General features: G+C 71.0%; 15 protein-coding genes. 10 read left to right on the top strand and 5 right to left on the bottom strand.

Annotated elements, in window-relative coordinates; genetic code table 11:
• Positions 1 to 59: 59 nt before the first annotated feature.
• The gene (chvE, locus tag ACFQS2_RS10250) at positions 60 to 1,211 is read right to left on the bottom strand and encodes a multiple monosaccharide ABC transporter substrate-binding protein (RefSeq protein WP_377793648.1); all 1,152 of its coding nucleotides are present in this window, start codon (positions 1,209 to 1,211) and stop codon (positions 60 to 62) included.
• A 602-nt stretch (positions 1,212 to 1,813) separates the two neighbouring features.
• Between chvE and ACFQS2_RS10245 the strand changes: the two genes are divergently transcribed.
• The 7 genes from ACFQS2_RS10245 (at position 1,814) to ACFQS2_RS10215 (ending at position 12,864) form a co-directional block, all read left to right on the top strand.
• Positions 1,814 to 2,836 carry a LacI family DNA-binding transcriptional regulator gene (locus ACFQS2_RS10245; protein WP_377793646.1) on the top strand — a complete coding sequence of 341 codons (1,023 nt, stop codon included), beginning with the start codon at positions 1,814 to 1,816 and terminating at the stop codon, positions 2,834 to 2,836.
• Between the two features lie 106 nt (positions 2,837 to 2,942).
• Complete coding sequence (locus tag ACFQS2_RS10240; RefSeq protein WP_377793645.1) at positions 2,943 to 4,592, top strand: xylulokinase; 1,650 nt, start codon at positions 2,943 to 2,945, stop codon at positions 4,590 to 4,592.
• 47 nt (positions 4,593 to 4,639) lie between these two features.
• Positions 4,640 to 5,359, top strand: coding sequence for an L-ribulose-5-phosphate 4-epimerase (locus ACFQS2_RS10235; protein ID WP_377793644.1), 720 nt, complete (start codon positions 4,640 to 4,642; stop codon positions 5,357 to 5,359).
• A gap of 299 nt (positions 5,360 to 5,658) precedes the next feature.
• A complete protein-coding gene (locus tag ACFQS2_RS10230; RefSeq protein WP_377018464.1) occupies positions 5,659 to 7,560 on the top strand; it encodes a BCCT family transporter in 1,902 nt (633 codons plus the stop codon).
• Between the two features lie 392 nt (positions 7,561 to 7,952).
• Positions 7,953 to 9,461 (top strand): L-arabinose isomerase, encoded by a 1,509-nt coding sequence (araA, locus tag ACFQS2_RS10225; RefSeq protein ID WP_377793643.1) that lies wholly within the window; start codon positions 7,953 to 7,955, stop codon positions 9,459 to 9,461.
• 31 nt (positions 9,462 to 9,492) lie between these two features.
• Positions 9,493 to 10,785, top strand: a complete 1,293-nt coding sequence (locus ACFQS2_RS10220; RefSeq protein WP_377018461.1) for a D-arabinono-1,4-lactone oxidase — start codon at positions 9,493 to 9,495, stop codon at positions 10,783 to 10,785.
• A 108-nt stretch (positions 10,786 to 10,893) separates the two neighbouring features.
• Positions 10,894 to 12,864, top strand: a complete 1,971-nt coding sequence (locus tag ACFQS2_RS10215; RefSeq protein WP_377018460.1) for a glycoside hydrolase family 43 protein — start codon at positions 10,894 to 10,896, stop codon at positions 12,862 to 12,864.
• Positions 12,865 to 12,885: 21 nt separating this feature from the next.
• Here the strand turns inward: ACFQS2_RS10215 and ACFQS2_RS10210 are convergent, their stop codons facing one another.
• The 3 genes from ACFQS2_RS10210 to ACFQS2_RS10200 all read right to left on the bottom strand — a co-directional run bounded on the left by ACFQS2_RS10210 (position 12,886) and on the right by ACFQS2_RS10200 (position 17,107).
• Positions 12,886 to 15,255: an alpha/beta hydrolase fold domain-containing protein gene (locus tag ACFQS2_RS10210; protein WP_377018459.1), complete on the bottom strand. Its 2,370-nt coding sequence runs from the start codon at positions 15,253 to 15,255 to the stop codon at positions 12,886 to 12,888.
• Positions 15,256 to 15,310: 55 nt separating this feature from the next.
• Positions 15,311 to 16,636 carry an MFS transporter gene (locus ACFQS2_RS10205; RefSeq protein ID WP_377793642.1) on the bottom strand — a complete coding sequence of 442 codons (1,326 nt, stop codon included), beginning with the start codon at positions 16,634 to 16,636 and terminating at the stop codon, positions 15,311 to 15,313.
• A 93-nt stretch (positions 16,637 to 16,729) separates the two neighbouring features.
• Positions 16,730 to 17,107 (bottom strand): L-rhamnose mutarotase, encoded by a 378-nt coding sequence (locus tag ACFQS2_RS10200; RefSeq protein WP_377018457.1) that lies wholly within the window; start codon positions 17,105 to 17,107, stop codon positions 16,730 to 16,732.
• Between the two features lie 84 nt (positions 17,108 to 17,191).
• Between ACFQS2_RS10200 and ACFQS2_RS10195 the strand changes: the two genes are divergently transcribed.
• Positions 17,192 to 19,366, top strand: a complete 2,175-nt coding sequence (locus ACFQS2_RS10195) for a hypothetical protein (protein ID WP_377793641.1) — start codon at positions 17,192 to 17,194, stop codon at positions 19,364 to 19,366.
• A gap of 144 nt (positions 19,367 to 19,510) precedes the next feature.
• The gene (locus ACFQS2_RS10190) at positions 19,511 to 20,533 is read left to right on the top strand and encodes a glycosyltransferase family 2 protein (protein ID WP_377793639.1); all 1,023 of its coding nucleotides are present in this window, start codon (positions 19,511 to 19,513) and stop codon (positions 20,531 to 20,533) included.
• Here ACFQS2_RS10190 and ACFQS2_RS10185 read toward each other — a convergent pair.
• A complete protein-coding gene (locus ACFQS2_RS10185; RefSeq protein ID WP_377793638.1) occupies positions 20,506 to 21,447 on the bottom strand; it encodes a glycosyltransferase in 942 nt (313 codons plus the stop codon). The genes ACFQS2_RS10190 and ACFQS2_RS10185 overlap by 28 nt on opposite strands.
• Before the next feature lie 192 nt (positions 21,448 to 21,639).
• Between ACFQS2_RS10185 and ACFQS2_RS10180 the strand changes: the two genes are divergently transcribed.
• Positions 21,640 to 22,791, top strand: a complete 1,152-nt coding sequence (locus tag ACFQS2_RS10180) for a hypothetical protein (protein ID WP_377793637.1) — start codon at positions 21,640 to 21,642, stop codon at positions 22,789 to 22,791.
• The last annotated feature ends 34 nt before the right edge of the window (positions 22,792 to 22,825 follow it).

Genomic DNA, 22,825 nt, shown 5'->3' with positions numbered 1-22,825 from the left:
GCCCGGCCTGCCGGTGGGCATGGCCGGACCCTCGCCTCAGTGCTCCAGTGGTGGCCGGCTCAGAGCTGGCCGGATTCGACCTGCTCCTCGGTGTAGTACCCGGAGTCGACCATGATCTCCTCGTAGTTCTCGGCGAGGACCATCTGCACCTCGAGCAGGTACGACGGCACGACCTTCACCCCGTTGTCATAGGTCTCGGTGTCGTTGGCCTCGGGCTGCTCGCCCTTCAGGAACGCCTCGGCGGCGACGATGGCCTGCTCGGCGAGATCGCGGGTGTCCTTGAAGATCGTCGAGTGCTGGACGCCGTCGGCGATCAGCTTGATCGAGGCGATCTCGGCGTCCTGCCCGGTCACCACGGGCAGACCCTCCTCGATGGTGGGGCCGAGGCCGGCGTTCTGCAGCGCGTTGATGATGCCGCGGGAGAGCGGGTCGGCCGGGGCGAGCACACCGTCCAGCTCCTCGCCGCCGTTGTAGTGCGTGGTCAGCAGGTTCTCCATGCGAGTCTGGGCGGTCTCCTGCTCCCAGCGCTGGGTGGCGGCCTGCTCGATGTCCATCTGGCCGGACGGGACGACGAGCCGGCCGTCGTCGAAGTAGGGCTGGAGGGTGTCGATGGCGCCCTGCCAGAACAGGTGGGCGTTGTTGTCGTCGAGCGACCCGGCGAACAGCTCGACGTTCAGCGGTCCCTCCGGGGCCTCCGGGGCCTCGTTGAACTCCTGATCCAGGAAGCCGAGCCCGTACAGCAGGGCATTGGCCTGGTTGACCCCCACCTCGTAGTTGTCGAAGGTGACGTAGAAGTCGACGTTCTCACTGTCGGTCAGCAGGCGGTCATAGGCGATGACCGGGATACCGGCCGACGCGGCGGCGTCCAGCTGGGCCGACAGGGAGGCGCCGTCGATCGAGGCGACGAGCAGAGCGGCGACGCCCGAGGTGATCATCTGGTCGATCTGCTGCTGCTGGGTGGGGATGTCGTCGTCGGCGTACTGCATGTCGACGGTGTAGCCCTTGTCCTCCAGGCCCGCCTTGATGTTGTCGCCGTCCTTGACCCAGCGCTCGTAGGTCTGGGTCGGCATCGCGACGCCGACGGTCAGGTCACTGGGGTCCGCCTCGGGGTCGGGACCGCCGGAACCGGCGCCCTCTCCGCCGCAGGCCGCCAGGGTGAGCGCGGCCGCACTGCCCGCAGCTCCCAGCATGAAGCTTCTCCGGTTGTGCATGGTGTTTCCTCCTCGAAATCGCCGTCTGCAACCTGCAGCAGGTGGGTTCGCCCCGGGGCCGCTGCCATGCGACCACCCCGGCAGGCGACTTCGCCGACCGGAGACGCCGACCTGTCGTCGGCGGGGACTGTGCGGGCCCCGGACGGGCCCGTGCTCGATGCGTTCCGACCCGGTGCGGTGCGGAACGTCTCGAATGCTAACGTTCACATTCAAGCAGATGTCAAGGAAGACAGTGACCGCTGCGGTCACAACTCGGCAACGACCCGGCCGACGGCGCAGGGAATGCCCTTTCCGCTGGTCAGCGGCCGGGTCGGGGCGGACCGACAGCCGCCGTCTGCATGCGGACCTCCCCTCCGCGCCGACGCCGACGCCTCGGCGTCGCGGTTCGAGTGCGCCACCGGGGCGCCGGATGCTAACGTTCACATCACGGCGGACGTCATGGTGGACGAACCTCCGACCGGGTCCGCGATGGCCGGCGACCGGCGCATACCGGCCGTCGTCCCCCTCGGCCGTGGCCCCGTGAGCCAGAGCTCGCAGGCCGGAGCCCGCAGAGCCCCGCGGGCAGGCCCGCAGACAGAACCCGCCGGACGGAAGGAACGAGGATGACCACCCCGGCCCGCCGCCCCTCGATGGCCGACGTCGCCGCACGCGCCGGCGTCTCGTACCAGACCGTCTCCCGAGTGCTCAACGAGCCGGAGATCGTCCGCCCGGAGACCAGGTCCCGGGTGGAAGAGGGGATCGCCGCGCTCGGGTACACCCGCAATCGCGCCGCGCGAGCCCTGAAGACCACGCGCTCCTCCCTCATCGGGGTGCTCACCGACGGGTCCTCCCTCTTCGGCCCGGCCGAGACCACTACGGCGATCGAGACCGCCGCCCGCGAAGCCGGATACTCGGTGCTGCTGACGACCGTCGGCGCCGGCGATGCCGAGGACCGCTCCGTCGGCGCCGAGCTGGTGGGCTCCGGGGCCGACGGGATCCTGGTGGTGGCCGCCCATGAGGCGATGGTCCCCGCCGTGGCCGCGGTGGCCCGCCACACCCCCGTCCTGGCGGTCTCGGCGCAGGCGCCCCGAGTGCCGGACGTGCGCGTGGTGGGGGTCGATCAGCAGCTCGGCGCGATGCAGATCGTCGAGCACCTCGCCGGGACCGGTGCCCGTTCGGTGGTCCACGCCGCGGGCCCCGCGGACTGGTTCGACGCCCGTGCCCGCCGCGACGGCTTCGACCTGGCGCTCGAGCAGCATGACCTCGACGGCGAGATCGTCGGCCCCGGGGACTGGACGCCCCGCTCGGGCTACGACCTGACGACCGCTCTGATCGCGCGCGGCCTGCCGGACGCGATCTTCGCCGCCAACGACATGATGGCCATCGGCGTCCTGCATGCCCTGCACGAGCACCGGCTGCGCGTTCCCGAGGACGTCGCGGTCGTCGGATTCGACAACACCCTCGGGGCCGAATTCCTGATCCCGTCCCTGACCACGGTCTCCCAGCCCTTCGCCGAACTGGGACGAGTGGCCCTGGGCCGATTGCTGGATCTCCTCGACGGCGAGGACGTGCCCGCCGGCACCCCCTGCACCCTGCCGCCGCGGCTGGTGGTGCGGCGCTCCACCGGCGCCGAGCGCACCCACTGAGAGCCCCGACCGCTGCCGCGAGTCATCCCGCGGCGGCCGGAGACGCCTAAGGGACACACCGGATGTGAACGTTGACACCGCGTGCTGGGGCTGGTTGGCTGGTGCCATGACGCACGACGCCGTGTCCTCAGCACACCACACCCCCAGCTCCGCCGCGAGCCCCGCCGCCCTCATCGCCGACGGCCGCGCCCACCTCGGACTCGAGCTGGGATCGACCCGCATCAAGGCCGCCCTGGTCGACGATGCCGGCGCAGTGATCGGCACCGGCTCGCACGCGTGGGAGAACGAGCTCGTCGACGGCAGCTGGACGTACTCCCTCGATGCCACCTGGGACGGCATCCGCGCCTGCTACGCCGACCTCGCGCGGGACGTGCGCGAACGCCACGACATCGAGCTCACCCGACTGGCGAGCATCGGAATCTCCGCGATGATGCACGGCTACCTCCCCTTCGACGCCGACGGCGAGCAGCTGGCCCCGTTCCGCACCTGGCGCAACACCTACACGGCCGACGCCGCAGCGCTGCTCAGCCGCACCTTCGAGCTGAACATCCCGCTGCGCTGGAGCGTCGCCCACCTGATGCACGCGGTGATGCACGGCGAGGACCACGTGCCGCGGATCGACTTCCTGACGACGTTGGCCGGATACGTGCATTGGCAGCTCACCGGCCGCAAGGCGCTCGGCGTGGGCGATGCCAGCGGCATGTTCCCGATCGCCGCCTCGGGGGACCGCTTCGACCCCGAGCAGCTGGAGCGGTTCGCAGCCCTCGACGGCGTGACGGAGTTGCCGTGGTCCCTGCCCGACATCCTCCCCGAGGTGCTCGTGGCCGGGCAGGACGCCGGCTCCCTGACCGTCGAGGGGGCCGGCCTGCTGGACCCCTCCGGCTCGCTGCAGCCCGGGGCCGTCGCCGCTCCCCCGGAGGGCGACGCCGGCACCGGCATGGTCGCCACGCACGCGATCGAACCCCGCACCGGCAACGTCAGCGCCGGCACCAGCGCCTTCGCGATGGTGGTGCTGGAGGGGCCGCTGTCCGGCCCGCGCGAGGAGATCGACCTTGTCACCACGCCGTCGGGCGATCCGGTGGCGATGATCCACACCAACAACTGCACCACCGACCTCGACGCCTGGCTGGGGCTGTTCTCGCGCTTCGCCGAGCTGACCGGCCACCCCGTCGGCCCGGAGGAACTCTTCGGCGCACTGTTCGGCGCCGGCGGCCAGGGCGATCCCGACGCCGGCGGCGTGCTGTCCTACAACTACGTCTCCGGCGAGCACCAGACAGGCGTCCCCTCGGGACGGCCCCTGCTCGTGCGGGAACAGGAAGCCCGCTTCACCCTGGAGAACTTCATGCGCTCCCAGCTCTACGGCGCTTTCGGGGCGCTCGCGGTGGGCATGGAGGCGCTGCTGAAGGACGAGGGCGTGCAGCTGGACGTGATGTACGCCCACGGCGGCATCTTCCGCACCCAGGGCGTGGCCCAGCAGGTCCTCGCCGACGCGATCGCCACCCCGGTGGCCATCGGCGAGTCCGCCGGCGAGGGCGGAGCCTGGGGAATGGCGCTGCTGGCCGCCCACACCGCGCACACTGCCGCGGGGCGGGACCAGGAATCCCTCCACGACTTCCTGGCCACGCATGTCTTCGCCTCCCAGGAGCTCTCGACGCTGGACCCGGACCCCGACGGCATGGCCGGTCACGCGAAGTGGCTGGCCGGCTACCGCACCGGCCTGCAGGTCGAGCGACTGGCCGGCGAGGTCCTCGACTGAGCGCCCCGTCCCGTTCCCATCCGACCGCCTCTGACCAAGGAGTCCCCGTGCCGCTGACCCTCACCGAACTGCCGCAGCCCACCCAGGACGCGGTGGCCGCCGCCCGCGAGCGCGTCGCGGCCCTGCACGCCGAGCTGCCCCGGAACGAACTGGTGGTCTGGACCGCCGGCAACGTCTCCGAGCGCGTCGCCGCCACCGGCCCCGACGTGCCGGGGCTGTTCGTCATCAAGCCGTCAGGGGTCTCCTACGACGAGCTGGCCCCGGAGAACATGGTCGTGTGCACGCTGGACGGCGCGAAGATCGACGACGGCACCCCGGAGACCCTGGTGCCCTCGTCGGACACCGCGGCGCACGCCTACGTGTACGAGCACATGGACGAGGTGGGCGGCGTGGTCCACACCCATTCCACCTATGCCACCGCCTGGGCCGCCCGCGGCCAGGAGATCCCCTGCGTGCTGACGATGATGGGCGACGAGTTCGGCGGCCCGATCCCCGTCGGCCCCTTCGCCGTGATCGGGGACGACTCCATCGGCCGCGGCATCGTCGAGACGCTCCGCGGCTCCCGCTCCCGCGCGGTGCTGATGCAGAACCACGGCCCCTTCACGATCGGCAAGGACGCGCGCGATGCCGTCAAGGCCGCCGTGATGTGCGAAGAGGTCGCGCGCACGGTGCACGTCTCGATGCAGCTCGGCGATCCGCTGCCCATCGAGCCGGCCATCATCGACGCTCTCTACGACCGTTACCAGAACGTCTACGGCCAGCGCTGAGAGTCGACGTCACCCCGTCCCGGGTGGTTGCGCCGCCACCGGGCGCCTGTGTCCCGAGACACGCCTATCCGGGCCCGACCACCCGGACTGCGGTGGGGCCGAGGTCCGTTCATCCCGTGCTGAATCCGCCCGGCGTGTGACATGCTCGACGGGCGAGCGACCCGCACCTCGCCCTGATCTGCCGCGTGACCTGCACTGGTCGCGCACCGCTTATAGCACGCCTGCCCGTTTCAGGGTTGAAGATCGACTGGGAACTGACCAAGCTGGGCCGGTAACTGACCTCGAGAGAACGGATGGACATGAGCGCCCCCGAGAACCAAGCAGGCGGAGGCGACCCTTCGCCGGCGTCCGACCCGACCGCGTGGCCGGAGGACCTGCCGGAGACCGTGCACCTGCCCCGCAGCCTCCAGATCGCCGACGACGACAGCGATGAGGCGATCACGGAGAAGCTGCGCCGTCAGGGTGCCCGCATCGGCAAGGGCACCATCGCCCCCGCCGTGTTCTGGCCGGCGCTGATCATCATCCTGGCCGTGGCGCTGCTGGCGGTCCTGTTCCCGGCCACCACCGACACGGTGATGGCCGGCGTCCAGGGCTGGATCGTGGCGGATCTGGGCTGGTACTACATGCTCATCATCGGCCTGTTCGTCGTCTTCTCGATCATCCTGGCCATCACCCCCTACGGCGGGATCCGCCTGGGCCGCGACGACGACGAGCCCGAGTTCCCCCTTTTCTCCTGGTTCGCGATGCTGTTCGCGGCCGGCATGGGCATCGGCCTGGTCTTCTACGGCGTCGCCGAACCGCTGGGCTACACCACCAACAACGTCAAGCCCACCTGGGAGGGTGAGGGCGTCGAGCTCTCCGGTCTGGCCATGGCCCAGACCTTCATGCACTGGGGCCTGCACCCCTGGGCCGTGTACGCCATCATCGGCCTCGCCCTGGCCTACGCGATCCACCGCCGCGGCCGTCCCGTCTCCATCCGCTGGGCGCTCGAGCCCATCTTCGGCGAGCGGGTCAAGGGCTGGGTCGGCGACGTCATCGACGTCCTGGCCATCTTCGGCACCGTCTTCGGCATCGCCACGTCCCTCGGCCTCGGCGTCCAGCAGATCGCCGCCGGCCTCGACGCGATCGGCCTGGTCCAGGGCGCCGGCGACGGCTTCCTCATCGTGCTGATCGTCATCATCAGCTTCCTGGCCACGCTGTCCGTGGTCAGCGGCGTCGGCGTCGGCATCAAGTGGCTCTCGAACATCAACCTGTCGCTGGCCGGTCTGCTGATGATCGTGGCGCTCGTGTTCGGGCCCACCGTCTTCCTGGCGCAGAACTTCGTCGAGTCGCTGGGCTTCTACTTCGCCAACATCTTCCACATGACCCTCGACGTCGGCGCGTACAACCGCTCCGAGGAGGCGCAGTCCTGGTTCTCCGGCAACACCCTGTTCTACTGGGGCTGGTGGATCGCCTGGGCACCCTTCGTCGGCGTCTTCATCGCCCGCATCTCCAAGGGCCGCACCGTGCGCGAGTTCGTCGCCGGCGTGCTGCTGGTCCCCTCGCTCGTCGGCATGATCTGGTTCTCCATCTGGGGCGGCAACGGCCTGTTCCGCCAGTGGTTCGGTGCCGGTGACCTCGGGGACGTCACCGCTGAGGCATCCATGTTCCGGATCTTCGAGGGCTTCCCGCTGACCGGCCTGCTCTCGATCCTGGCCATCATCCTGGTCGCGATCTTCTTCATCACCTCCTCGGACTCCGGGTCGCTGGTGGTGGACATGCTGGCCTCCGGCGGCCACCCGAACCCGCCGGTGTGGTCCCGCGTCCTGTGGGCGCTGCTCGAGGGCTTCCTGGCCATCGCCCTGCTTCTCTCGGGCGGTCTCGAAGCGCTGCAGGCCGGTTCGCTGATCACCGCGCTGCCGTTCAGCATCATCCTGATCCTGATGTGCGTGGCCCTGATCAAGGCGCTGGGCATCGACCACGCCGTGCTCACCGAGCACGCGCGCATCCGTCGCCTGGAGGTCCTGACCACGCATCTGACCGGAGAGGTGAACTCCTCCCTGGCCGAGAGCGGCGAGCTGGAGTCGATCGTCGACGACCGCATCGACTACCGCCTGGAACGCACTCGCGGAGCCTTCGCCCGCCGCAGCGGCGGCCGGCCCGAGGGCGGTCGCGGCGGCTCCGCCCCGACGTCCCGCGAGGCGGACGCCGACACGGAGTGACATGACGTCGGCGTGAGGCCCGCAGCGGCGCCCTCGCGGTTCCGCCCGCCGGGCGTGCACGCCGACTCCCCCACGTCTCGCGCATGAAGGAGGCCGGCCCACTCGGGCCGGCCTCCTTCTGTGCTCAGGTGGCGGGGCCGGAGCTGCGGTCAGGTCCGGGTCCGGTGGTCGAGTCGCGAGTTATCGGCACTTCAGGGCCGGTTAACGCATATAACTCGCGACTCGATCGGCGTACGGCGCCCCAGACCAGCAGGGCTTGCCCCGCACCGCTTGACTCCCGCGATGTGAACGTTCACCCTAGAGAGGTCACCCGGCGGTGCAGCCTGTTCTGCGGCGTACCCGCGCCGCGCGCATCCGCACCACCCCCTTTACCTCTCCCTGGAGGAGTCACTGTGGACAACCCCTTCGAGACCCGCGAGATCTGGTTCCTCACCGGCAGCCAGGGCCTGTACGGCCCGGAGACGCTCGACCAGGTCGCCGACCAGTCCCGCACCATCGCCGAGACCCTCGACGCCGCCGGGGACATCCCCGTCAAGATCGTCTGGAAGCCGGTGCTGACCGACCGCGACGCGATCCGCGAGGTCGCCCTGGCCGCCAACGCCGATCCCGCCTGCGTCGGCGTCATCGCCTGGATGCACACGTTCTCCCCGGCCAAGATGTGGATCCAGGGTCTGGACGCGCTGCGCACACCGCTGCTGCACCTGCACACCCAGGCCAACGTCGAACTGCCCTGGTCCAGCATCGACATGGACTTCATGAACCTCAACCAGGCCGCCCACGGCGACCGCGAGTTCGGCTACATCGCCACCCGCCTGGGCGTGAACCGCAAGACCGTCGTCGGCCACGCGAGCGATCCGTCGGTGCAGGCGAAGGTGGGCCGCTGGGCCCGCGCCGCCACCGGCTGGGCCGAGATGCACTCGCTGAAGCTCGCCCGTTTCGGGGACAACATGCGCGGCGTCGCCGTCACCGAGGGCGACAAGACCGAGGCCGAGCTGCGCCTGGGCGTCTCCGTGAACACCTGGGGCGTCAACGATCTGGTCGAGGTCGTCGACGGCATCGAGGACTCCGCGATCGACGCCCTGGTGGCCGAGTACGAGGAGCTCTACGACCTCGCCCCCGAGCTGCGCCCCGACGGCGAGCGCCACGAGTCGCTGCGCTACGGCGCCCGCCAGGAGCTGGGGCTGCGCTCGTTCCTCGAATCCGGCGGTTTCGGCGCGTTCACCACGAACTTCGAGGACCTCGGCGGGCTGCGGCAGCTGCCGGGCCTGGCGGTCCAGCGCCTCATGGCCGACGGGTACGGCTTCGGCGCCGAGGGCGACTGGAAGACCGCGATCCTGGTGCGCGTGGCCGCTGTGATGGGCTACGGCCTGCCCGGCGGCGCCTCCCTCATGGAGGACTACACCTACGAGCTCAACCCCGGCAAGGAGAAGATCCTCGGCGCGCACATGCTCGAGGTCTCCCCCTCGCTGACCACGTCGACGCCGTCGCTGGAGATCCATCCGCTCGGCATCGGCGACCGCGAGGACCCGGTGCGGCTGAAGTTCACGGCCGACGCCGGCCCGGCCGTCGTGGTGGCCATGAGCGACATGCGCGAGCGCTTCCGCCTGATCGCCAACGTCGTCGACGTCGTCGAGCCCGACGAGGCGCTGCCGAACCTGCCGGTCGCCTGCGCCGTGTGGGAGCCCGCGCCGGACTTCGCGACCTCCGCCGAGTGCTGGCTGACCGCCGGCGCCGCCCACCACACCGTGATGAGCAACGCCGTGGACCTGGAGACCTGGCAGGACCTCGCCCAGATCGGCGACCTCGAGCTCGCCGTCATCGACGAGGAGACGACCGTGCGCTCCTTCGCCCAGGAGCTGCGCACCAACCAGGTCTTCTACCGCCTCGGCCAGGGCTTCTGAGCCAGCCCGGCGACACGACGAGGTGGCGCGCATGACCTCTCCCGAGCCCCGGCACGAGCCGGTCTTCACGGCCCCTGGCTCGAGCTGGTCGGGGACCATCGACTACGGTCCCGGCCCGCTGCACGCCCCGAGATCGCTCGAGGAGCTCCGGGAGCTCGTGACCTCGTCCCCGCGGATCCGGGCGCTGGGCACACGGCACTCCTTCTCCGCGATCGCGGCGAGCGACGCGGACCTGGTGACCCTGGCGCAGCTGCCCGCGGACATCGACATCGACTCCGCGGCCGGCACCGCGCGCGTCGGCGCCGGCGTCCGCTACGGCGAGCTGGCCCTGGCAGCGGCCGAGGCCGGGTGGGCGCTGGCGAACATGGGCTCGCTCCCCCACATCTCGGTGGCGGGGGCCAGCGCGACCGGCACCCACGGCTCCGGCGACGGCAACCGCGCGCTGGCGGCCTCGGTGCGGTCGATCGAGATGGTCACGGCCGACGGCGACCTGCTCGAGCTCACCCGCGAGCGGGACCCGGAGATCTTCGGCGGGGTGATCCTCGCCCTCGGCTCGCTCGGCATCACCACGCACCTGACCCTCGACCTGGTGCCCGCGTTCGAGGTGCGCCAGAGCGTCCACCTGGACTTCCCCGCGGACCGGATGGGCTCGGCGGATCTGCTGGCCATGCTCGCCGGCGGGTACAGCGTGAGCCTGTTCCACCACTGGGACGGCCGCATCGCCCAGGCCTGGGTCAAGCAGTCCGCCGCCGTCGAGGATCCACTGCCCGATGCGTGGCTCGGTGGCCGGCGCGCCCTGGAGGCCGTCCACCCGCTGCCGGGCATGCCGGCGGACTTCACCACCGACCAGACCGGCGAACCCGGCCCGTCCCATGAACGCCTGCCCCATTTCCGGCTCGAGTTCACCCCGAGCAACGGGGAGGAAATCCAGTCGGAGTACCTCATCCCGCGCGAGCAGGTGGGCGAGGCACTGGCCGCCGTGACGGAGCTGGGTGAGCGGATCCGTCCTCTGCTGCACGCCTCGGAGGTGCGCACCGTCGCGGCCGACGAGCTCTGGCTCTCCCCCGCCTACCAGCGCGACAGCGCGTGCGTGCACTTCACGTGGAAGCAGCTGCCGGCAGAGGTGGACGCGCTGCTCCCGGAGATCGAGGAGCGCCTGGCCCCGTTCGCACCGCGCCCGCACTGGGGCAAGGTGTTCACCCTGGATCCTGAGACCGTGCGGGCGCAGTACCCGCGCCTGCCGGACTTCCTCGCCCTGCGCGACCGGCTCGATCCGGGCCGGAAGTTCACGAACGCTTACGTCGAGCGCCTGCTGGGGGCCTGAGGGAAGACCGACGTCGCTCCCGGCTCCACCGCTATCGATCTCGTGGTTCCAGCCCACGGCACCGCTCCGCTGCGCTACCGTGGAGCACGGTAAAACGCTTTCCGGCGAATGACACGACTCGACGAGGAGTCCTCCGTGCCGCACCGCTCCACACCTCTTCCCCGCCGCCGCGTCCTGACCGGCGCTCTGCTCGCCGCACCGCTGGCCGGCCTGGCCACCACCGCCGCCTGGGCCGAGGATCCCTCCCCGGATCCGGCGGGCTCCTTCTCCCCGGGCGAGCCGTGGCAGGACACCGATGGCGAGATCATCCAGGCTCACGGTGGCCAGGTGCTGGTCACCGCGGACGCCGAGGGACCCTTGTACTACTGGTACGGCGAGGACCGCTCGAACGGGTACCACGACAGTCCCGGCATCCACGTGTACTCCTCTCGCGACCTGTACTCCTGGGAGGACGAAGGGCTGGCGCTGCGCGCCCTCGACCACGCCGACCAGCTCGAGAGCGACCCGTACTTCACCGCGCTGTACGGGGACTACACCGACGACGAGAAGGCCGCGGTGATCCGCGACCTGGTCACGGTCAACGATCCCGACACCGAGGCGAACCCCGCGATCCTCGAGCGACCCAAGGTCCTGCGCAACGAGGTTCGGGGGACGTGGGTGATGTGGGTTCACGCCGACGGGCCGTCCGAGACGTCCAACGCGCAGTACGCCAAGGCGCGGGCGGGTGTGGCCGTGGCCGACTCCCCCACCGGGCCGTTCCGGTGGATCGACAGCTACCGTCTGCACGTCGCTCCCGAGGGCGAGGAGAACTACCAGCCGGACAACCCGGGGATGGCGCGGGACATGAACCTGTTCCTCGACGACGACGGCACGGCGTACATCATCTACTCCAGCGAGGAGAACTACTCGCTGTTCATCTCCCGGCTCGACGAGGAGTTCACGTACCTGGCCACCGGCCCGGAGGACGCGGTCAAGGGCGTGGACTTCACCCGGCCCTACATCGGCGCCCACCGCGAGGCGCCCGCCCTGTTCAAGCGCGCGGGCACGTACTACCTGATCACGTCGGGCGCGACGGGCTGGGACCCGAACCCGGCCCAGTACGCCACGGCCACGGAGATCCTCGGCGAGTGGACCGATCACGGCAGCCCCATCAGCGGTGAGGGAGCGTCGGACACGTACGGCTCGCAGAGCACCTGCGTCATCCCTGTCGACCCCGAGCGCGGCGTCTATATCTACATGGGCGACCGCTGGACGCCCTCCGACCTCGCCGGCTCCCCCTACGTGTGGCTGCCCATGCGCTTCGGCGAGGGCACCGAGACCTCGATCCTCTGGGAGGAGAGCTGGAGCTGGGAGGATCAGCCTGCCCAGCCCGTCTACACCGTCGAGGCGCGAATGCCGGCCTCCGTCCGCTTCGGCCAGACCGAGCGCCTGCCGCGCACCGCACGACTGCACATTGACGGGAGCGCTGCGGAGACGCGCCACGTGAGCTGGCAGGCCGAGCTCGACCGCCCCGGGCAGGTCGAAGTCACCGGCACCCTGGCGGGGCCCGAGGGCCTGACGCTGCGCCGGCTGGTGCTGGTTGCTCCCCACCACATCGCCTACCTGGTCAACGCCGGCGGGGCGGAGACCAGCGACTACCTCGCACTGCGCCAGGAGGCGTCGGGCCGACCGCTGCGGAACTCGGCGGCGGATCAGCCCTTCGGCACGGATCCCGGCACCGGCGCCCGGTGGGGCTATGAGGGTCGCTCGCAGTCCTCGGGCAGCGCGACGGACTCGATGGACCGCTCACTGCGCTACGGGACCGATCACGATGACCTCACCTACCGGTTCGGAAACCTCGACGAGGCGAGCTATGCGGTCCACGTCGGCTACTACGACCCCTGGCCGTGGGCGAACCGAGCCGCCGAGGTGCGCGTCAACGGCGAGGTCACCGAGACGCAGCGGTTGTTCACCGGCACCGCGGAGGCGGCGGCGTACACCGGGATCCGGCCCGACGCCTCCGGAGCGATCACGCTGACCCTGCATCCGACACGGTCACCGGACATCCAGGTCAGCTGGGTGGCTGTGATCCGGGAGTGAGAGCGAGCGGCCCCGCCGCACTCAGAGTTCGCCAAGCAGCTTCGCCATCGTGTCCATCGAGGCGAAGGCCTGCGGCAGGCCCACCTTGTTCAGATGCCCGTGGGAGACGCCGCGACAGACGACGTACTCGACGTCGACCCCGGCCTCGCGCAGCTGCTCGGCATAGCGGCGGGCGCTGAGGCGCAGGTCGTCGAACTCGTCGGCCTCGAGGTAAGTGCGGGGCAGCACGGCCAGCTGCTCGCGGCTCGCCAGTCCTGGGAACTCGTACGGGCTCGCCTCCGGCAGCGGCCCGCCGAGATAGTTCTCGGACATCTCCCGCATCCGCTCGGGCGGGAACCTGAGCATCTCCGGCGTGGCGGCGAGCGCCTCGGCCTCCTCGGGGGTCGCCTCCGGCATCAGCGGATGCGCCACCGGGTACATCAGCAGGGACGCCGCCGGTGGTGCGCCCTCCTCGGCCAGCCGAAGCGACCCGGCCGCGGCCAGGGCACCGCCCGCGCTGGCACCGCCGATCGCGATCCGGGCCGGGTCGATGCCGAGGCTCTCCGCGTTCTTCCGCACCCACGCCATGGCCGCGCACGCATCGTCCAGGGGGATCGGGGCATGGACGTGGCCGGGACCGTCGGGGAACCCTCGCGCGGGCGTGCCGTCGGGCTGATCGCACAGGCGGTAGTCGACGGAGACCACGACCGCGTCGGCCCGGCCCGCGACGCCGCGCGCCACGTGGTCGCCCTCGGGCATGTCGAGGTCACCGTGGACGAAGGCACCGCCGTGCAGCCACACCAGGCAGGGGCGTGGGCCGGTGGCCGGGGCCTGCGGGGTGTACAGCCGCACCGGCACCCGACCGTGCGGCCCGGGCAGCAGGCGGTCCTCCACGGTGAGCGGCCACTGCTCGGCGGGCCCGTACGGGGCCTCCCAGGCGCGCTGGGCGTCCTGCCCGGCCTCGTCCCAGGTGGCGTGGCCGCGCAGCGTGCTGAGTCGCGCGACCATGGCCGTCTCCGCGGTAGCGGTCTCCGCGGTGGCGGCCTCCGAGGTGGCGGCCTCCGAGGTGGCGGTCTCCGCGGCGGGAGCCGATTCCTCGGACCTCGCGCGGCGCCGTGGCGTGCTGCGCAGGGCGATCTCGCAGTCGTAGTCCTGTGAGGAGCGCATGTCGCCGCGGAACCACAGCAGACGCGTGGTCTCCGGGTCGCCGGGGGCGATGATCGGGCGCAGGTTGTCGACCTCGGAGTCCTGGGTGAGCGGGGTCCATCGCCAGCTGCGGCCCTCGTCCTCGGTGCGTCCCTCGAACAGCTCGCGCCGGGCGAGGCGGGCGTCATCGCGCGGGTCGATGGGCGTGGAGATGACGACGGTATCGACGTCGTAGGGATCGATCGCGGCCAGGCCGGTGTAGTCCTGCTCGTGAGGCAGCAGTCCGGGGCCTGCCTTGGCCAGCGGCGAGGTGCCCCAGGTCCCGTCGGCCCCGAGGCGGGCGTAGACGAACCGCAGGTCGGGGACCTCGACGTTGCGGCCGAGATCCGAGCCGTCGGGCGCTGCCACGTGGTCGGCGCGGGCCGTCATCACGGCCGCGAGCGTCCCGTCGGCCTCGCGGAGGTCTGTGGTCCACGCGTGGCCGAGGCGTGCGCCGCCGAGCTCGGTGCCGGCCTCCAGGACCGTGGTCAGCAGCGCCTGATCCGGTGCGGGCTCGCTCAGCAGCGGGGACTCCAGCGCGCGGCCCCGGCTGTCGTGGAGCCGGCCGCCGGAGAGATAGCCGTGGTAGATCGAGTTGTCGTGGTCGCGCGGGTGGTGGTCGGTGACCAGGAGGTGCAGGCCGCGCTGGCCGTCCGCGTAGCGGGCGTAGCCGTTGACGTAGCCGATCTTGGGGCGGCCGACGAGCCGGCCCGCGTACTGCCAGCTCTCTCCGTGGTCGGTGGAGACCAGGGCGCAGGGATCGTCGTTCACGGCCCGGGCGAAGCAGTACAGGCGGCCGTCGACCTCGCGCAAGTTGGAGTACGTGACGCCGCCGCCCGCGGTGTGCTCGCTCCAGTCGAAGGTCCGCTCCTCACCCCACGTGGTGGGGTCGCCCGGGGCGCTCACCCGCCAGCGGGTGAAGGGGTCGCTCTTGTGCCGGGTGTAGACGGCGAGCCAGCGACCGTCGGGCCGGTGGAACAGCGCGGGGGCGTTGTGGTCATCGGCCTCCAGGCCGGGGTGCAGAGTGACGACGTCGGCCCGCCCGGAGGCCAGGTCCACGACTGTCAGATCCACGTCTCCCTTGCGCCGGTGGCCGTGCTCGCCGCCGCCGGAGGCGACCGAGCCGACGACCAGGACCCCCTTCTCGGCATCGACCAGGGCGCGTTCGTCCTGGAACCAGCACCAGGCTCCGTTGCGGTTGATGACCTGCGTCGACGTGGTGTTCACAGTCGCTGTCTCCTCTCGGCGGGACGCTGCGCGGCCCGCGCCTCACTGGGCATTCTCATGGCTGGACCCGCGCTCCGTAGCGTTCTTCCTCGATCTGCTCGAGGCTCTTGCCGCGCGTGTCCGGCGCCCCGATCACCCCGATCAGCAGCGAGCCGACCAGCAGCACGATCATGATCGTGCCGACGAATGCCACGCCCTGCAGCGCCAGCAGCGTCGGGAAGAAGTAGCTCAGCAGTCCCACGGCGATGCGGGCGATGAAGAACAGCACGCCCTGGGCGCTGGCGCGGTAGGGCGTCGCGAACATCTCGGCCGTCCACAGGGCATAGAACGCCTGGGCGCCGATGCCGGCGGAGACGCCCCAGATCACGGCGAACATGATCAGCAAAGGCATCGTGACGTGGGTGAAGACCAGCAGAACCCAGGCGATGATCCCCAGCGCGGCGCCGATGCCGTACAGCAGGCGCCGGTCGATCCTGTCCCCCAGCAGCATGAACCCGAAGTAGGTGGCCACGACCGTCATGGTCCACAGCAGCACCTGCAGCAGGTTCTGGTTCGCGGGGTTCTCGACGCCGGCCGACTGATACACCCGGGGCATGAAGATGCCCATCTGGCCGGCCACGGTGTTCCACAGGGTGTAGACGCCGATGAGGAACAGCAGCGCCTTGACGTTGCGGGGGTGGGAGAGGAGCTCGCGCAGCCCCCGGTGCCGCACGGTCTCGCCCCGCGAGGTGGCCGCGTCGCGATCGTCCTTCTGCGCCGTCCAGATCGTCGATTCCGCCAGGCCGCGCCGCACCCACCAGGTGACCAGGGCGATCACGAAGAGGTGGGCGAAGACGATCCGGGTTCCGAGCACACCGAGGGGGACCAGCGCGGTGGCGATCGCGAACACCACCGCAGGGCCCAGCGACCAGGCGAGCTGGGCGGTGCCCACGTGCCGTGCGCGCCGCAGCCGGGGCGCCTGCTCGGCGATGTAGGTCCAGGCGACGGGGACCCCGGCGCCGACGGCGATGCCGGTCAGGACCACGCCCACCACGAGCATCCATGCCTGGGTGGCGAACACGACCAGCAGGGTGCCGACCATGTAGAGCACCAGGTCATAGGTGTAGATGAACTTCCGGCCGTAGCGGTCACCGAGCGGACCACCGATCGCGGCACCGATCGCGGCGCCGAACGCGTTGGCCGACAGCGCGGCGACCAGGCCGACGGTCCAGTCGGAGAAGCCGAAGAACTCCTGCCACAGGGTGAGGCTGGTGGCCAGGGCGATGATGGAACCGGCTTCGATGTAGTTCGACATCGCCACGGCGATCGTCGCCTTCCAGCCGTGGACGGTTCCGGGCCGGGGCCCGGCGACGTCCGTCGCGGCTCGGTCGTCATCCGGCATGTCTCTCCTTCGAGTGCTCGGGGCGGGAGCCCGGGTCTTCGGGCCGGGATCCCAGGGGGTCGCGGGTGGTCGCCGCGGCGCCTGCGACAGGCGTCAGGGCAGGTAGAAGTACTGCGGGAGGACCTGCTTGTCGCCGCCGCCGGGGGCGAAGTACTCCCTCATCGTCTCCTCCCAGCGGGCGGCCACGTCGGTGCGGGCGATGGCGTCCTGGGCGGCGTCGACGTCGTCGGCCTCGAAGTATCCGACGACCATGCCGTCCTCCGGCCGCAGGAACAGGGAGTAGTTGCGCCACCCGGCCGCGGTGAGAGCCTCGCGCATCTCCTCCCACACCCGCTGGTGGACCTCGACGTACTCGGCCAGCCGCTCGGGGCGCACGTGGAGCAGGAAGCAGCAGCGGGAGGGGCTGCGGGCGTCCGTGGTGGTCAGCAGGGTGTCGAGGTCGGGTCGGACCGGTTCCGCAGCAGCGGGCATCAAGACTCCTTCGTCGCAGGCCCATGAATTCTGAATCGTTCCATGCGGAGTGTCAACCGCTTTCCTCTGACGTATGGTCCAGGCATGCAGCCGAGCAACCCGTCGTCCACCGGCCCTGCCCGGCCGATCGACCGTCGCGCCGTCGTCGGCCGCCACGACGTCGTGCTCACCGAGCTCGACCCCGCCGCACCGCTGACCGTCGGGAACGGCGACTTCGCCGTCACGGTCGATGTGACCGGGCTGCAGTCCCTCCCCGGGGCGTACCCCGTGGCGCCGCGCGAATCGTCGGGCCCACCGGGGACGTTGCTGGGCACGCAGTCGACCTGGGGGTGGCACAGCATGCCCGAGGCCGCGAGGTACTCGTGGCGCGATGCTCTGACCGCCTATGACGCCCCGCACGGATCCGTGCCGTACGTGGACCTGCAGGGCGGGCACCACGACGGGGAGAGCGACCGGGACCGGTTGCTGCGCGGGAATCCGCATCGGCTCGATCTGGGCAGGATCGGGTTCCTGCTGGACGGCAAGCCTCTCCACGACGCTGACGTCCGCACGGTCCGTCAGCAGCTATCCCTGCTGACCGGGAGCATCCACAGTCTGGTGGAGATCGCCGGTATCCCCGTGGAGGTGGAGACACTCTGCGATCCTCACTGCGACCTGCTGGCGCTGCGGATCCGGTCCGCGGGCCTCGGGAACCGCCTCGCCGTCGGCCTCGCCTTCAGCTACGGGAGCCAGGACTGGCACAACGCCCAGGACTGGACCGCCCCGGAGCGGCACCGCACCACCTGCACCCCGGTGGGCCAGGGTGACTGGGTGCTGGCTCGTGAGCTCGACGCGACCACGTATCAGGCCAGGCTCCGGGCCGACGAGCCTCACGACGAACGCGGCCAGGACGGGCGCCCCGAGGACACCGGAGGGGAGCACGCCCGTCCCGAGTCCGGCGCCCGTCTCGACGCTGCCGGTGACCACGAATTCCGCCTCACGGCGCAGGGCCCGGTCGCCGAGATCGTCGTGGAGTTCTCCCCCGGCGCCTCCGCGCCGACCCAGCCGCTGCCGGATGTCGAGACCGTCCGCCGCCGCAGCACCGCGCACTGGCGCACGTTCTGGGATTCGGGAGCAGCGCTCGACCTGGGAGATGTCGATGACCCTCGCGCCCACGAGCTCGAACGGCGAGTGGTGCTGTCCCAGTACCTGACCGCGGTCAACTGCTCCGGGCGGATGCCGCCGCAGGAGACCGGTCTGGTGTGCAACTCGTGGCGCGGGAAGTCGCACCTGGAGATGCACTGGTGGCACGCCGCGCACTTCCCGATGTGGGGCAGGCCGGAGCTGCTGCACCGGAGCATGGGGTGGTACCGCTCGATCCTGCCTCGAGCCCGCGAGATGGCCGCCCTGCAGGGATACGACGGGGCACGATGGCCGAAGCAGGTCGGCCCGGAGGGGGAGGAGACGCCCAGCGGGATCGGCCCCTTCCTGATCTGGCAGCAGCCCCACCCGATCTACCTGGCCGAGCTCCTGCGCCGGGCCGGCGGAGTGCCGGACGTGCTCACCGAGCTCCACGAGATCGTCACGGAGACGGCCGACTTCATGGCCTCCTATCCGGAGCGCACCGAGCGCGGCTACGAGCTCCCCTCCCCGCTCATCCCCGCGCAGGAGAGCTACGCCGATGTGCGCCGCGCCGTGCGCAACCCGGCGTTCGAGCTCGTCTACTGGCACTGGGCGCTCGACGTCGCCTGCGCCTGGAACGCCCGGCTCGGCGTGGAGGTGCCGCGGGCCTGGATCGAGGTCCGAGACGGCATCATCGCGCCGGTGGTCCGCGACGGACTGTATCCGGCGATCGAGGGCGACCCGTGGACGATCTACGAGGACCACCCCTCGATGCTCTGCGCGCTCGGCGTGCTGCCGGAGACGTCGCGAGTGGATCCGCACGTCATGCGGGCGACGCTCCAGGATGTGCTGGCGCGATGGGATCTGGGCAGCACCTGGGGCTGGGACTACCCCGTGCTCGCCATGACCGCGGCCCGCCTGGGAATGCCCGACGATGCCGTGGACTTCCTCCTCACCCGGACCACGAAGAACCAGGTGCTGGTCAACGGGCACAACCGGCAGTCGGACTCGCTGCCGCTGTACCTGCCCGGCAACGGTGGCCTGCTCGCTGCCGTCGCCCTCATGGCCGGGGGCTGGGACGACGGCCCGCAGCGCCCGCATCCCGGGTTTCCGCCGCATTGGGCGGTGCGTGCGGAGGGTTTCGTTCCTGCCCCGTAGGGTCCCGGTCCGCTCCTGCGGACGCACGACGCCTCCGGGTGCGACACTGACGCCCATGGACCTCCTCAGCGCGCCGCGGCCATGCCGAATGCTCTCCGGCGCTGGAATCTCCGGCCCCCGCCATCTCGCGAGCGGTGATCGCGCATGAGCACCACACCCCGAGCCACCGTGGTCATCGCCTGCTACGAGGCGGGGTCCCAGCTGCAGCCCACGCTGGAGTCCGTCCTCGCCCAGACCGTGGAGGAGATCGAGATCCTCCTGATCGACGACGGGTCGCGTCGGGATCCGGTGCCCGACGCCTCCGAGCTTCCCGATGACCCACGAATCGTCGTGGACCGCCGGCCGGCCAACGGAGGCTACGCCCGGGTCACCAATCACGCTCTCGACCGTGCCCGGGGCGAGTGGATCACCTTCGTCGACGCCGACGACATCGTGGAGCCGAGCTACCTCGAGGCGCTCCTGGCCGAGGGCGAGGACGCGGAGGCCGACGTGGTGATGCTTCCGCTGATGGCGGTGCGCGGCGGCAAGGAGCTGGGGCCGCTGCCCTTCGACCCGCCGGCGGGACTCTCGACGGGGACCGAGGCGCTGGCCGCCCTCATCCACAACCGGATCGTGGGCAGTCAGCACATGCTGTGGCGCACCGCCCTCGGCCGGACCGAGCGCGACGGGACCCGGCCGGGCCACGGCGACCCGGAACCCCTCCGGGCCCCGGACGGCGAGACCTACTCGGATTTCGTGCTCGTCGCCCGGCTGTTCGCCCGCGCCCGCACCGTGGCCTACCTGTCCGAGCCGCTGTACCGGTACACGATCAGCCCGGACTCCACCTCGGGGGGACTGAGCGAGTCGGTGTGGGACCTGGTCGGAGTACCGGCCATCGTCCGCCCCACGCTGCAGCAGACCTTCCCCGCGGCGGAGGCCGAGGAGCTGTACCAGGAGCTCGAGCGCCACAACGTCACCCACATCCTGCACAAGGCGGCCCGGCAGCAGCAGGATTCCGCGCTGCGGCGCGAGGTGACGGACTGGGCGCGCAGCCGCATCACGCTCGGCGGTCTTCTCGCACTCCTGCGGGGCGGCCACCGCGCCGAGGCCGGGTCCTGGGCGCTGGTGAAGCTCTCACCGGCGGCACACCGGCGCGCGCTTCACTGGCGCGATGCCCGGAAGGGCTGAGCATCGCCGTCGATCTCGCGAGGCGGGGTCGTCTCCTCGATCAGCACCGGTGGCGGCATGGGCCTCTGGGGCGGCAGCAGTTCCCGGGCGTGAGCGGCGAGGTCGACGACCGTGCGGGCCAGCCGGCGGTGGCCACCGGAGCGTCCTGCCCGCAGCAGGTTCCACGGCAGGGAGAGGGCCTCGCGCAGCACGGCTCCGCGTCCCAGCCGCCCAGGGAAGACCTCCGGATGCCGACGCCACACGTCGACGTCCGACCGGCCGCTGGCGTAGATCTTGCGGGTGAACTTCCACTGATCCTCGACGAGGCGGTAGTAGTTCAGCATGTCGGGGTCACGGCCGAATCGGGCACCCTGGGCGCGCAATCGCACTCCGAACTCGTAGTCCTCGCGTCCGTAGCGGCGCCAGGCCTCCTCGAAGCCCCCGGCCGCCAGGTAGATGTCGCGCCGGATCGCGATGTTGCTGCCCACCATCTCCCCGTCGGAGACGGAGTCGAAGCCCAGCAGTTCGGAGTCCGGGTCGAAGGGTTCGGTGAGTCGTCGGATCGGTCCGCCGACCACGTCGTGCTCCTGCAGCCCGCGGTGGGCCCCGGCCAGCCAGTTGGGCCCGACCACGTCATCGGCATCGCAGAACGCGACCGCTGCGCCACGGGCGGCGAGCACGCCGGCGTTGCGCGGATGGGCGACCCCCTTCCGCGCCCCGGCGTCGAGAACCCGCAGCGGCGCCGGGAACCTCGCGCGCCGCGCGAGCACCACTTCCCGCGTCCGGTCGCGGGACCCGTTGTCGGCGATCAGCAATTCCCAGGGCAGGTCGAAGGGCTGGGCGGCGAGCGCGTCGAGCTGCGCATCTATCGTCGCCTCCCCGTTGAACACCGGGATGATCACGCTGATCACCGGCACAGCAGTGCGATCTGACATGGCCCCGCCGCCTCTCCCCGTGCACCGATCGCGAGCGTCGGGCTCACGAGCCGTCGGTGCGCTGTGAGGCCGAGAGTACACGCGGATTCGCCGCCCTTCGAGGGTCCTCCGCCTCCCACCGGATCGCCGCCCTGACGGGTGAGGGGACTTCTCCCCATGGCCGAGAACTCCTCAGCACCACAGAATGACTGGATGAGCGATGACGAGCAGAATGCGCGTGAGGACACCGCTGCGGCGGCATCCGAGATCGATGCCGCCACGTCGCCCCGCTCGTCGCGGCCGGTCCGCCTCGCCGGCGGCCTGACCCTCGCCGTGCTGCTCGTGGTCGCCGGCGTGTGGACCGGGGTGGCGCGCCCCTGGGACACCGCTCCGCGCAGCGAGCCGGGCGAGATCATCGCCCGCGGCCTCTCGCTGGACGAGGAACTCGGCGACCCCATCGACGTCGTCTACCCCACCGGCGGGCTCACGGTGCGGTTCGGCGAACCGACCCGCGAGACGCCGGTCCTGACCATGGACGAGGCCCCCTTCCCCAAGGCCCCGCGCGGCGGCCATTACCTGCCGGTCGAACTGGAGACCGTCGTGCCCGACGGACTCCGTGCGATGCGCCTGCCGGACTCGCAGATGCCCCCGCCGCAGGTCACCGTGGCCGTCGGTGACCAGGCCTATGATCTCGGGCCGTACATCGCCGATCTGTTCTGGGACGACGGACGGATGCAACTGACCAGGGTCGGATTCCTCCTGGCCGTGGACCGCGGGCCGGTGGAACCGGTGATGACCGTCAGCTTCGATGGAGAGGATCAGGTCATCACACCGGACGGTGTCACCGACGCCGGCACGTTCGCCGCCCTCCCCACCTCCGGGTCCACTCCGTCCGGGGAGTGCGACGCGGAGGTCCTGCCGTCGGGGTGGGCCTCCCACGGCGATCCGACGTCGTGCACCCTCGCCGGCCCCGACGAACTGCCCTGGGTGGGTGGCCTCGGGTGGGCGCCGGAGGGACAGGTCTGGCAGGTCAGCACACTGGACCTCGAGATCCCCGCGGTCATCGAGTTCACGACGCCGGCAGAGGAGCAGCAGAGAGCGAGCGTGCAGAACTCCGCGGAGCTGACTCCCGTGGTCTCCGCGGACGACGCTGAGCCCGCCGCCATGTTTCCCACGACGGAGGCGACCAACGCGCTGACGCTGTCACCGCCGGGGACGTGGACGGTGATCTCCGGACCGGTTCCCCCAGGCACCACGACGGAGCTGGGGATCACGGTGCAGGTGCTGGTCGAACCCGTGAGCGATGAGGAGCCCGGCCCCGAGGAGAGCGAACTGGAGCTGCAGTTCTCGGCCCACGCCGCGTGATCTCGGCAGCGTCCGCGCTCTGGCGCATTCCGAG

It is taken from the genome of Brachybacterium sp. GCM10030267, assembly GCF_042666875.1.
Lineage (GTDB): Bacteria > Actinomycetota > Actinomycetes > Actinomycetales > Dermabacteraceae > Brachybacterium.
Note: the sequence above shows the minus strand (reverse complement) of the source record. Positions and strands in the feature narration are given on the sequence as shown.

Bases quoted from the DNA above. Each gene is read 5' to 3' on its own strand.
- ACFQS2_RS10180 (WP_377793637.1), top strand. From the start codon at position 21,640: ATGAGCGATGACGAGCAGAATGCGCGTGAGGACACCGCTGCGGCGGCA.
- ACFQS2_RS10245 (WP_377793646.1), top strand. From the start codon at position 1,814: ATGACCACCCCGGCCCGCCGCCCCTCGATGGCCGACGTCGCCGCACGC.
- ACFQS2_RS10195 (WP_377793641.1), top strand. From the start codon at position 17,192: ATGCAGCCGAGCAACCCGTCGTCCACCGGCCCTGCCCGGCCGATCGAC.
- ACFQS2_RS10215 (WP_377018460.1), top strand. From the start codon at position 10,894: ATGACACGACTCGACGAGGAGTCCTCCGTGCCGCACCGCTCCACACCT.
- ACFQS2_RS10240 (WP_377793645.1), top strand. From the start codon at position 2,943: ATGACGCACGACGCCGTGTCCTCAGCACACCACACCCCCAGCTCCGCC.
- ACFQS2_RS10200 (WP_377018457.1), bottom strand. From the start codon at position 17,107: ATGCCCGCTGCTGCGGAACCGGTCCGACCCGACCTCGACACCCTGCTG.
- chvE (WP_377793648.1), bottom strand. From the start codon at position 1,211: ATGCACAACCGGAGAAGCTTCATGCTGGGAGCTGCGGGCAGTGCGGCC.
- ACFQS2_RS10205 (WP_377793642.1), bottom strand. From the start codon at position 16,636: ATGCCGGATGACGACCGAGCCGCGACGGACGTCGCCGGGCCCCGGCCC.
- ACFQS2_RS10190 (WP_377793639.1), top strand. From the start codon at position 19,511: ATGAGCACCACACCCCGAGCCACCGTGGTCATCGCCTGCTACGAGGCG.
- ACFQS2_RS10230 (WP_377018464.1), top strand. From the start codon at position 5,659: ATGAGCGCCCCCGAGAACCAAGCAGGCGGAGGCGACCCTTCGCCGGCG.
- ACFQS2_RS10185 (WP_377793638.1), bottom strand. From the start codon at position 21,447: ATGTCAGATCGCACTGCTGTGCCGGTGATCAGCGTGATCATCCCGGTG.
- ACFQS2_RS10220 (WP_377018461.1), top strand. From the start codon at position 9,493: ATGACCTCTCCCGAGCCCCGGCACGAGCCGGTCTTCACGGCCCCTGGC.